At 61.5% G+C, this 10,515-nt stretch carries 6 protein-coding genes and 5 pseudogenes; 8 read left to right on the forward strand and 3 right to left on the reverse strand.

Annotation, left to right across the window (positions count from 1 at the left end):
* Positions 1 to 52 precede the first annotated feature (52 nt).
* Both F6X39_RS08690 and F6X39_RS08695 read left to right on the forward strand, forming a co-directional pair.
* A pseudogene (locus F6X39_RS08690) lies at positions 53 to 691 on the forward strand (LysR substrate-binding domain-containing protein); the annotation flags it as partial.
* Between the two features lie 4 nt (positions 692 to 695).
* Positions 696 to 1,334: pseudogene (locus F6X39_RS08695) on the forward strand (MFS transporter); the annotation flags it as partial.
* Positions 1,335 to 1,376: 42 nt separating this feature from the next.
* On the opposite strand, the gene F6X39_RS08700 reads toward F6X39_RS08695, so the two are convergent.
* A complete protein-coding gene (locus F6X39_RS08700; RefSeq protein ID WP_187616329.1) occupies positions 1,377 to 1,982 on the reverse strand; it encodes a peroxidase-related enzyme in 606 nt (201 codons plus the stop codon).
* Between the two features lie 177 nt (positions 1,983 to 2,159).
* Here F6X39_RS08700 and F6X39_RS08705 point away from each other — a divergent pair, with 177 nt between their 5' ends.
* From F6X39_RS08705 to F6X39_RS08725, 6 genes and pseudogenes are all read left to right on the forward strand, one after another.
* Positions 2,160 to 2,576, forward strand: coding sequence for a cupin domain-containing protein (locus tag F6X39_RS08705; RefSeq protein ID WP_187616330.1), 417 nt, complete (start codon positions 2,160 to 2,162; stop codon positions 2,574 to 2,576).
* Positions 2,577 to 2,781: 205 nt separating this feature from the next.
* Positions 2,782 to 3,261, forward strand: a pseudogene (locus F6X39_RS08710) (rhodanese-like domain-containing protein); the annotation flags it as partial.
* A gap of 265 nt (positions 3,262 to 3,526) precedes the next feature.
* The gene (locus F6X39_RS36670) at positions 3,527 to 3,730 is read left to right on the forward strand and encodes a hypothetical protein (RefSeq protein WP_260330502.1); all 204 of its coding nucleotides are present in this window, start codon (positions 3,527 to 3,529) and stop codon (positions 3,728 to 3,730) included.
* Positions 3,731 to 4,063: 333 nt separating this feature from the next.
* A pseudogene (locus F6X39_RS36675) lies at positions 4,064 to 4,312 on the forward strand (gamma-glutamyl-gamma-aminobutyrate hydrolase family protein); the annotation flags it as partial.
* A 60-nt stretch (positions 4,313 to 4,372) separates the two neighbouring features.
* Positions 4,373 to 5,707, forward strand: a complete 1,335-nt coding sequence (locus F6X39_RS08720; RefSeq protein WP_187616331.1) for a glutamine synthetase family protein — start codon at positions 4,373 to 4,375, stop codon at positions 5,705 to 5,707.
* A 49-nt stretch (positions 5,708 to 5,756) separates the two neighbouring features.
* Positions 5,757 to 7,211: an aspartate aminotransferase family protein gene (locus F6X39_RS08725; protein WP_187616332.1), complete on the forward strand. Its 1,455-nt coding sequence runs from the start codon at positions 5,757 to 5,759 to the stop codon at positions 7,209 to 7,211.
* Positions 7,212 to 7,381: 170 nt separating this feature from the next.
* Here the strand turns inward: F6X39_RS08725 and F6X39_RS08730 are convergent, their stop codons facing one another.
* Together F6X39_RS08730 and F6X39_RS08735 are read right to left on the reverse strand one after the other, a co-directional pair.
* On the reverse strand, positions 7,382 to 9,247 hold the full coding sequence (locus tag F6X39_RS08730) for an alkaline phosphatase family protein (RefSeq protein ID WP_187616333.1): 1,866 nt from the start codon (positions 9,245 to 9,247) through the stop codon (positions 7,382 to 7,384).
* Between the two features lie 1,112 nt (positions 9,248 to 10,359).
* Positions 10,360 to 10,515: pseudogene (locus F6X39_RS08735) on the reverse strand (IS30 family transposase); the annotation flags it as partial.

Below are 10,515 nucleotides of genomic sequence, written 5' to 3' on the forward strand. Positions count from 1 at the left end.
AACACCACCCGGCACGCGCGCCGCGCACGACGCGGCGCCTTGGGGAACGCACATGCCGCTTCGTCTGCCGCCCCTGCCCGCGCTTCGCTTTTTCGAAGCGGCCGGCAGGCATCAAAGTTTCAAGCTCGCCGCCGCCGAGCTGAACGTTACGCCGAGCGCGATCAGTCACGGCATCGTCGGACTCGAGGGAGCGCTCGGCGTCGAACTGTTCGTGCGCGAGCCGCGCGGCATCTCGCTAACGGCGGTTGGCGCGGATTATCTATCGTACGTCTCCGAGGCGTTTTCGCTGATCGCGATCGGCACGCAACGTCTGCCCAATCATCGCGCGGATCGGCCGATCGCGCTCAGCTGCGCGCCGACCTTCGCGTCGCGCTGGCTGCTGCCGCGCCTCGCCGGTTTTCGCGCGCGCTGGCCGCATGTCGTCGTGAGCGTGGACACCTCGCGTCGCCAGGTCGGCTTTCCGGTCGACGGCTTCGACTTTGCGATCCGCATGAGTCGCGCGCCGATCGCCGGCACGGCATGGACGCGCCTGTTCGGCGAGCGCTTCGTGCCCGTGTGCAGCCCTGCTTATCTGGAAACGCTGCGCGACGAGCGCGGCGTCCCGAGCCTGCGACGCGCGACGCTGATTCACGTGAACGCCGCGAGTGAAGACTGGCAGGCGTGGCTCGACGCGACCGGCTCAGGCGCGGTTCGAGGACGCGCCCGCGGCGCCGCTGCGCGAGGTTCTGTCACAAGCGATGCGCCATCGCGGCTACCGCTTGCTGACGCTCGGCTTCTTCACCTGCGGCTTTCAGCTCGCGTTCATTGCGACGCATCTGCCCGAGTATCTGACGCTGTGTCATATGCCGATCGGGCTGGGCGCCACCGCGCTTGCGCTGATCGGCCTGTTCAACATGGCGGGCAGTTGGGCATGAGGTTGGCTCGGCGGCCGGTTCCGCCAACATCATGTGCTCGGCTGGCTTTATCTGATTCGCAGCGCGACGATCGCCGCATTCTTCGCGCTGCCGAAAAGCGCTGTGTCCGTGGTGATTTTCGCGGCGGTGATGGGCCTCACGTGGCTCGGCACCGTACCGCTGACGAGCGGGCTAGTCGCCAAGGTGTTCGGCACCCGTCACCTCGGCAGCCTGTTCGGCGTGTGCTTTCTGAGCCATCAGATCGGCTCGTTTCTCGGCGCGTGGCTCGGTGGCCTCGTGTTCGATCTGACGGGCTCGTACTCACTGCTATGGGTAGCGACGGTCGCGGCGGGATTGATCGCGGCACTGCTGCATTTCCCGATCGACGACACCGTGGTGATGACGTCCGCGCGGCGTTCATCTCGCCCCGTGCAGGCGTGATGCGAATTGCCGATAGAGATGCTGAAGCGATTCCAGCCGAGGCTACTTTTTCGGTGTATCCGCCGCGGCTTTCGGCACACGCCCCATCAGATAGAACTCGTCGTTCGGACGCATCGAGATCACGTTGGCCATCCGGTTCGACAGCCCGAAAAACGCGGTGATTGCCGCGATGTCCCAGATGTCTTCATCGGTGAAGCCGTGGCCGCGCAGTGTCTGGAAGTCTTCTTCGTCGACCGTGCCCGACGCGCGGCACACCTTCAGCGCGAAATCGAGCATCGCCTTCTGGCGGTCCGTGATGTCAGCCTTGCGGTGATTGACCGCGACCTGATCGGCGAGCAGCGGCGCTTTTTCGTAGATGCGCAGAATCGCGCCGTGGGCGACCACGCAGTAAAGACAATCGTTGACCGCGCTCGTCGCGACCACGATCATCTCCCGCTCGCCTTTCGTTAGACCGCCCTCTTTCAGCATCAACGCATCGTGATAAGCGAAGAACGCGCGGAATTCGTCGGGCCGATGCGCGAGCGTCAGAAACACGTTCGGCACGAAACCCGCTTTCTCCTGCACTTCGAGAATGCGGGCACTGATGTCTTCGGGCCACTCGCTCGGCTCGGGGACCGGGTAGCGGCTGATGGGCTGAAGCGTGGCCATGCGCTGTCTCCGTGATCTCTGTCGGGGTATGCCGACCATTGTAGCAACGCGATTTCGCGGTCGCTCGCGCTTCACCAGGTCCGCTCGATCCCGTCCGACATTGGCGCCCGTATCGTCTAGACTTTCAGTTCGGCATGCGTGAAGCCGCCCGGCACGGCGGCGACGAAAGGAGCGACCATGTCAAACGTTACGCACGACGCGCGAGCCCCGGTGGTCAAGGTGCGCCCCGAACGGGAAATGGCGACGATGCAGCAGCTGCCCTATTTCGTCGGCATTTCGGCGGGCACCGCGGGCAGCACCGGGTTGTCGATGTACATGGTCGTGGTCCCGCCTGGCGGCCATGCGGAGCCGCACTTTCACGCCGACTACGAGACCGCGATCTATATGCTCGAAGGCAAGATCGAGACGCGCTACGGCCCGGGCTTGCGCGAGTCGGTCATCACCGAGCCGGGCGACTTCCTGTTCATTCCGCCGGGCGTGCCGCATCAGGCGTTCAATCTCGACGCGAACGCCGCGGCGCGCGCGATCGTCGCGCGCAATCACGCGGACGAGCATGAGCGCGTGGTGCCCTATGATCCGTCCGAGGATGCGTGAGGCAACGGGCCTCTTCCCGGACCGCCTCGCCTGAAGCGAGGCAAATCATGCTTCTCAACCCGGTTTGATCCACTTGCCGCGCGGCGCGTGCAGGCCGCGCCGCGTCGTGGGCCGCGCCCATTCGTCTGTCGCGCGCGATTTCGTCGGCGTTCTTTCACAACGCCGACTCGCCACCTGTGCTTAAATCCGTCTTTCGCGTCGACGCGCGGTGATCTTCGCGGCGGTTCTGGTGTATCGCTTGTTGCGGCGCTTGCAGTTTCGTCGCTGGCTCGCGCATACTCGCATCACGCCCGATCAGCTCGACGCGATGATGAAGTCGAACGAACCGCCGCTGATTCTCGACGCGCGCCCGAGCACCGTGCGCGAAAAGGAATCGCACCGCATTGCCGGCGCCCGGCCGCTCGATCTCGAGTCGCCCGATCCGATTCATCCGGAATACCTGAAGCGGCCGATCGTCGTCTATTGCGTGTGTCCCAACGAGGCGACCGCGAAGCGCATCGTCAGGCAATTGCATCGGAAGAACATTCATCATGTGCGCGCGCTGAAGGGCGGTCTCGATGCGTGGGAAAAGCGCGGCTATCCGGTCGAGCCACTGCCGACCGACTTCAATATGGCGATGGCACACATGCTCGAAGACAAGGGCAACGAAGGCGAATACACGGTGCGCGCACGTCTCGCGGAGTGAATGAACAGTAGACGAAACACGCGGCATCAGGCTCGATGCCGCTTTGCCAAAACCTAAAAATAAATTGACGGCATTTTTAGCTCGTATATCCTAGCTAGTGGGAGATCTTGTGGGCGGCGCGGCGAATTAAGCTACTACCGTCCAGTACCGTTTCTTCTCGATCAACCCGTGTCCTGTTTCTTCAATATCCGCTGTGGATTCGAAACAGGCCGTTCAATACCCTCAACTACGCCAGTCGAGTGTCATCGTGAGAGTCCGAGGCCCTTTGGTGAATTGGAATCGCAGTCAGGCGCGTTGTACTTGCGCTGACGGCGCCAGCGCCGACGGCAGCAACGGCAGCCTTGCGTTTCGCCGCTTTCTGTCCGTCATCACAGTCCTGTCGCGTCGTTCCGTTCGGCGCCGCAACGTCCTCTCCACCCGCGCGTTCATCGCGGTGCGCACAGACGAAGTCGCTTCGCTGCTGCCGTAGCGCCTCTCCTCTTTCATCTCTTTTCGCTGCTCGATTCGTCCGTTTGCGCGCGTTTTCGCGAGCTGGCTGCTTGCGTCCGCGCGGCACACTGACTGATCACCGCGCATCGCGACGGATTCAATCGAACCGCTTCTAATCGGGTAAGCGCTGCGCGTTATTGCGCGGATTCGCTTTGGCGTCGACTCGCCTTGGCGTTTTCCCACCTCGCCGCGCGCGCTATTTAACGCCGTTCACGTGATGTGCGGCGTGGGATCGACACGCCTATTCGTTATGCGAAACCAACCAATAGCAGGAATTACCGCCGATAGAACGATGCTCCGCGCTCATCCGTCGCACGTGGTCGGCGGACTGAACGACCATCGCGGGAACAAGGACGACTCGCTCGACGCGCAATACGCCGCATCGCATTCGATCGTACTGACGCGCGGCGGCATGCTGCAGCGCCTCGCGGGTTGCGCCCACGAAGCGCGGGTCAATTCATTGCACGGTCAGGGCATCGCGCGACTGGGCGTAGACCTCGAGGTCCAAGCCCTCGCAGCGGACGGCCTGATCGAAGCAATCAGCGTCAGTAACGCCAGCGCACGCATACACGAAGCCCTGCACACATGACCCAGGTCGCGGACCAGAACAGAGAGAACAATCATGCATGACATCGACGAATTTCTGAAAAAGCATCATGTCACCGAAATCGAAGCAATTATTCCGGACATGGCCGGCATCGCGCGCGGCAAGATCATTCCGCGCAGCAAGTTCGAATCGGGCGAATCGATGCGTCTGCCGCAGGCGGTGATGATCCAGACCGTCACCGGCGACTATCCGCAAAGCGATTCGCTGACCGGCGTCACCGATCCCGACATGGTGTGCGTACCCGACGCGAGCACGATCCGGATGATTCCTTGGGCAGTCGACCCGACCGCGCAGGTGATTCACGATTGCGTGCATTTCGACGGCACCCCGGTCGAAATCTCGCCGCGCTGCGTGTTGCGGCGCGTGCTCGATCTATATAAGGCGCGCGGCTGGAAACCGGTGATCGCGCCGGAGCTCGAGTTCTATCTGGTCGACATGAACCGCGATCCCGATCTGCCGTTGCAACCGCCGGTCGGACGCACGGGTCGCGCGGAAACCGGACGCCAGGCGTATTCGATCGAAGCGGTCAACGAATTCGACCCGTTGTTCGAAGACATCTACGAGTACTGCGACGTGCAGGAACTCGAAGTCGATACGCTGATACACGAAGTCGGCGCCGCGCAGATGGAAATCAATTTCATGCACGGCGATCCGCTCAAGCTCGCGGACAGTGTGTTTCTATTCAAGCGCACCGTGCGCGAAGCGGCGTTGCGTCACAAGATGTACGCGACTTTCATGGCGAAGCCGATGGAAGGCGAGCCGGGCTCGGCGATGCACATGCATCAAAGCCTCGTCGATATGGAAACCGGCCACAACCTCTTCACCGCCGCCGACGGCGAGCCGACCTCGCTGTTCACCGGCTTTATCGCCGGCTTGCAGAAATACACGCCGGCGCTGATGCCGATCTTCGCGCCGTACATCAATTCGTACCGGCGTCTGTCGCGTTTCATGGCCGCGCCGATCAATGTCGCGTGGGGTTATGACAATCGCACGGTCGGCTTCCGGGTTCCGCATTCCGCGCCGGTCGCGCGCCGCATCGAGAACCGGATTCCGGGTGTCGATTGCAATCCGTATCTGGCGATTGCCGCGACCTTGGCGGCGGGCTATCTCGGCATCACACAGCGGCTCGCCGCGACCGAACCGCTGGCGAGCGACGGCTATGCCCTGCCCTATCAATTACCGCGCAATCTCGAAGAAGGCTTGACGTCGATGAGCGCGTGCGAACCGATTGCCGAAGTACTCGGCGAGCAGTTCGTCCGCGCATACCTCGCGTTGAAAGAGACCGAATACGAAGCGTTTTTCCGCGTGATCAGTTCGTGGGAACGCCGGCATTTGCTGCTGCACGTGTGAGTGCCGCGGGCCAGTCGGTCAATGAGAACCTTGAAAAGACGGAGGCAGTATGAGCTATAAGACTGAAGACGTGATGTATGCGGAAAAGGAAACGTCGCAGCATGGCGGCACGAAAGACGCGCCGACCTCGCAAGCCACATCGCGCAGCACCGCCGAATACCGCGCGCTCGATGCCGCGCATCACATCCATCCGTTCTCGGATATGGGCTCGCTCAATCGCGCGGGTTCTCGCGTGATCGTCAAGGCGCAAGGCGTGTACCTGTGGGACTCGGAGGGCAACAAGATCATCGACGGCATGGCGGGACTGTGGTGCGTGAACATCGGCTACTGCCGCCAGGAACTGGCCGACGCCGCATTCCGGCAGATGCGGGAATTGCCGTACTACAACACGTTCTTCAAGACGACGCATCCGCCCGTGATTGAACTGTCTGCCCTGCTCGCCGAACTGACGCCCGCCCCATTCAATCACTTCTTCTACTGCAACAGCGGCTCGGAAGGCAACGACACCGTGCTGCGCATCGTCCATCAATACTGGGCGACGCAACGACAGCCCGCGAGGAAGTTCGTCATCGCGCGCAAAAACGCTTATCACGGGTCGACGATCGCGGGCGGCACGCTCGGCGGCATGGCTTATATGCATGAGCAGATGCCATCGAAAGTCGAGAACATCGTACATATCGATCAGCCCTATTTCTTCGGCGAAGCGGCAAGCGATCAGACGGCGGAAGAATTCGCACTGGCTCGCGCGCGGCAGCTCGAAGCGAAGATTCTCGAACTCGGTGCGGACAATGTCGCCGCATTTATCGGTGAGCCTTTCCAGGGAGCGGGCGGCGTGATTTTTCCGGCTGACACGTATTGGCCGGAAATCGAGCGCATTTGCCGCAAGTACGACGTGCTGCTCGTCGCGGACGAAGTGATCGGCGGCTTCGGCCGAACCGGCGAATGGTTCGCGCATCAGCACTTCGGCTTCGAGCCGGACCTGATCACGCTCGCGAAGGGACTGACGAGCGGTTACGTGCCGATGGGGGCTGTCGGTCTACATGATCGCGTCGCCCGCGCACTGATCGACAACGGTGACTTCAATCATGGCCTCACCTACTCCGGGCATCCGGTCGCAGCGGCCGTCGCGCTTGCGAATCTGAAACTGCTGCGCGACGAGAGGATCGTGGAGCGCGTCAAAGTGGATACGGGTCCGTACTTTCAGAACAAACTGCGTGAGACGTTCGCCGGTCATCCTATCGTTGGCGAGATCAGCGGCGCGGGCCTCGTGGCGGGCGTGCAACTCGCCGAGGAGCCGCTCGGGCGCAAGCGCTTCGCGAATGGCGGCGATGTCGGTACGATGTGCCGCGACTTCTGCTTCAACGGCAATCTGATCATGCGCGCGAGCGGCGACCGGATGTTGCTGTCGCCGCCGCTCGTGGTCAGCCGGCCGGAAATCGACGAAATCGTCTCGAAGGCAGAAGCGGCGATCGATGCGACCGCGCGGCGGGTGGGCATCCGATAGCACTGCGTGGTTGCGATTCAGTTTCCCTCAGCCCTCGAGTGCCCGCACAGCCTTCAAATCGCCGGTCAGCCGCAGGATCGCACCAATCATCTGCCCCCCGTGACCGCCGCCGGAACGCGCGGCGGTCCTACTTTACGTTGTACCGGTCGCGCGAGCGTTCCAGGTTATGGTCAGAAAGGCCACCAGCCCTTACCGCCGTTGCCTGCATCATGGTCCGGGTGCGACCCGTCATGATGCCCGTGCGTGTCGGAGTCCCGGTCGAAGTCGAAAAGATCGAACAGGTCGCCGATCGCGGGCGCATTGACCGGCACGTAGGGGTTGTCGCTGTGCTGGACCGGGTTCGGCAAGTTGTCACGACTACGTCCGGTAATCGGTGGCAGCCCCCAGTTGCGTTCGATGAACTTGACCAACGACGCGTGATCCGCATAGCCGTGCGAAATGCGCCCGCCAGCGGAATACTTCGACACTGCGATCATCGGTATACGCGAGCCGTCACCGAAGTAGTCGATGGGCTGCACATAGCCGGAATCGTAGTAGCCGCCGCCCTCGTCGGTGGTGATGAGGATCGCCGTAGTGGCCCATAGCTTCGGATCGCTCTTCACCGCGTCGACCAGTTTTCTCACGAATGCCTCGTAAAGCCCAAACTTCGACGATGTCGGATGTCCATCGAGCAGTCCGCCAGGCTTCACGAACGACACAGCTGGCAGCTGGCCCGCCTGGATATCCGCGTACAGGTCTGGCAAGTCCGCAAGATGTGTGTCCCGGACCTGCTGGTTCGTCATGATCGACGTCTCGTACAGGAACGGATTGCAGATGTTGCAGTAGACGCTTGTCGACGGATCCTTGATGAAGCTGTTCCAGCCCTCCCCGTAGTACTTCCACGGGATCTTGCGATCGAGCAGCGTGTCCCCGACGGTGCGCACGGGTGACGGGGGGATCGTGAACGGCGACTTCGTTCTGTCGAGCACCGTGCCGTCGCCGTTATATCCCGGGTTGTAATTGTTGAGCAGGTAATAGTGCTTCGGCGCGCAGTTCGGCTTGGGATCGTAGGGCAGCGATTCAAGGTATTGGCGGATCGCGCCGACGCCGGGCTGGCCCGGATCCGAACAGTTGCTATAGCTGCCCCCCGAGTAACCGTCCTGGGTGTACCAGTTGTTGGTGCCGGCCAACGGATCAGGGTTCTCGATCTGATCCGACGGCGGCGTTGCCGCATTGCCGCTGCCGTCGGTGTAGTAGTACGCATCAGCCGCACCGATCATGATGCTGTTCGCCCCGGTTCCGCCCATCACCGGTTGGTGATAGTTATCGCTCATCGCGTATTGCTGGGCCAGTTTCGTGAAGTACGGCATGTCGCCGTTGTTGACGTTGTAGAAGCCGAGCGCATTCGAGCCTTCGCCGGTGGTCTGATCGGTAAATGGCGTCGGTTGCGGCTTGCCGTTGCTGCCCGCGCCGATGGTGGTTTCCACCCAGGCGAACAGATCGCCGAGGCACCCGCTCGGATTCTCGCGGCTCGCATGTGCGACGGCACAATCCGCTTGCTGCCACGCCTGATAGAAGCGGTGCACCGGACCTCCCATGTACGCATCGTAGAGTGGCGGCTGCAACAGATATGGACCGCTCGGCAACGCGTTGTAGTTGGCCACCCGCGAATCCTTTACATCCTTCGGCAGTCCTGTCGCGCCGCTCAGCAACTGATCGATGTCGGACGCCTCGAGTGCCGTGCCTTCGGCCTGCACGGCCGCATCGTGCGTCGCGAAAGGTGGCGGACTTGCGTCGCTGGCCGCCGTCGGCGCACCGCCGGTATTGGGGGCCGGCAGCGGCATGTACGGGGTTTTGTTCGGCGGGGCTACCGCGAATTTTGCCGGTCCAACCAATTGCGCTTCGTATTGCTGCGCCTTGTTGAAGTTCGGGCCCGGCGAACCATCCGCATTGACGATGCCCCGCGACAGCAGATTCCACACTGATTGGCCTTGCGGGGGTTGGTAGGTGCCGAACACGTGGTCGAACGTTCGGTTTTCGCCGACAACGATGATCACATGCTTGATTGGCGTTAGGGTCTGGGCCGCATGATCGTCCCTTGCCGCAGACACCCCTGTGGGCATCGTAGCGAATGCGAGCGCGGCCGCTCCCGCAACTGCTGACATCGAAAGTCGTAGGTACAGCTTATTGCATCGTTGTGACAGGTGGAATGTCGACATTTACCGTCTCCTTACCGTTGGTTACAACGGTAAGACCTTAGGGTTCCTGCATGAACATGGAGAGTCGTTCGCATTACAGTTGGCTGTCGTCGGACTGCCTGAACGCATTGCGTCCACGATAGGGCGATTGATTACTGACAAGTGTCCGAAACGGCCGAACCATGGCTATGAATGGCCGGTTATCTACTTCGGCGGCATGACATTTGCGCAGTGTTCCGGAAAGGACAGCGGCGGCGTGTCGCACGCCGGCGTCATATGCCTGCAACTGGCCAAACGCGCTGGGGCGTGGAACGCTCGCCTGACGGATGCAGATTCGCCGCATCCATTTCCTCATCATGCCCCTTGGGCTGAATCGGTCGACGGATCCTTTGATCGATCGATCCGGATCGATACGTCATCGGAAACTGAACGTCGCTCCGAAAGCGAGTTGTTCAGACCAGCGCGCGCCCTTACCATTCGACGATGGCCTCGTATCGAGTGCCGTATTTCATCCGTCTAACGCATCACAGGACCCACCCATGACCCACCAGATCGTTTTGCTCCCTGGTCTGCTCTGCGACGACGCAGTATGGTTTTGCGCCGTGCACTGAAAAACGCGTAAAACGTTATCCGCACAGCGAGCGTTTCTGGCAGCCCTTCGCCCCGACGATCGGCTAGTCTGGCTTCGTTATCCGACTACCCAAAGTCATCGTCCCATCGGCGGACGTGCGGTGGCGGGACGACGGTTGAAAACGCTTGCTCAATTTGCCGCCCTATCGCTACCCCGTTGTCACTCCCGATAACAATGCGCGGGAGTTCGGTTCGTTTCGCTACTATTTTTCTATTTTGGGCAAGCCCGCAACGAGGGCGCGTCAGTGTTCAAGTGTGGGCAACGGCGGCACTGGCAGCAGGCCGGCTGTGCACAGGCCTGTCCTGTGTGCAGCGCCGTTGTCCACACGGCGGGGGCGGATTCAACCGGTCGATGCAATAGTTCGATGGAATCGTTCAGCCGGTGTTTCGTAATCCAGGGTCTTTCGTGGTCGCTCGTTCAGCCTTCGTGCTACTGCGTTGAGTTTGGCCTGTGAGTAGACCGACAGGTCGATGCCTTTCGGAAAGTACTGTCTTAA

This window comes from Paraburkholderia sp. UCT2 (assembly GCF_014397665.1).
Classification (GTDB): domain Bacteria; phylum Pseudomonadota; class Gammaproteobacteria; order Burkholderiales; family Burkholderiaceae; genus Paraburkholderia; species Paraburkholderia tuberum.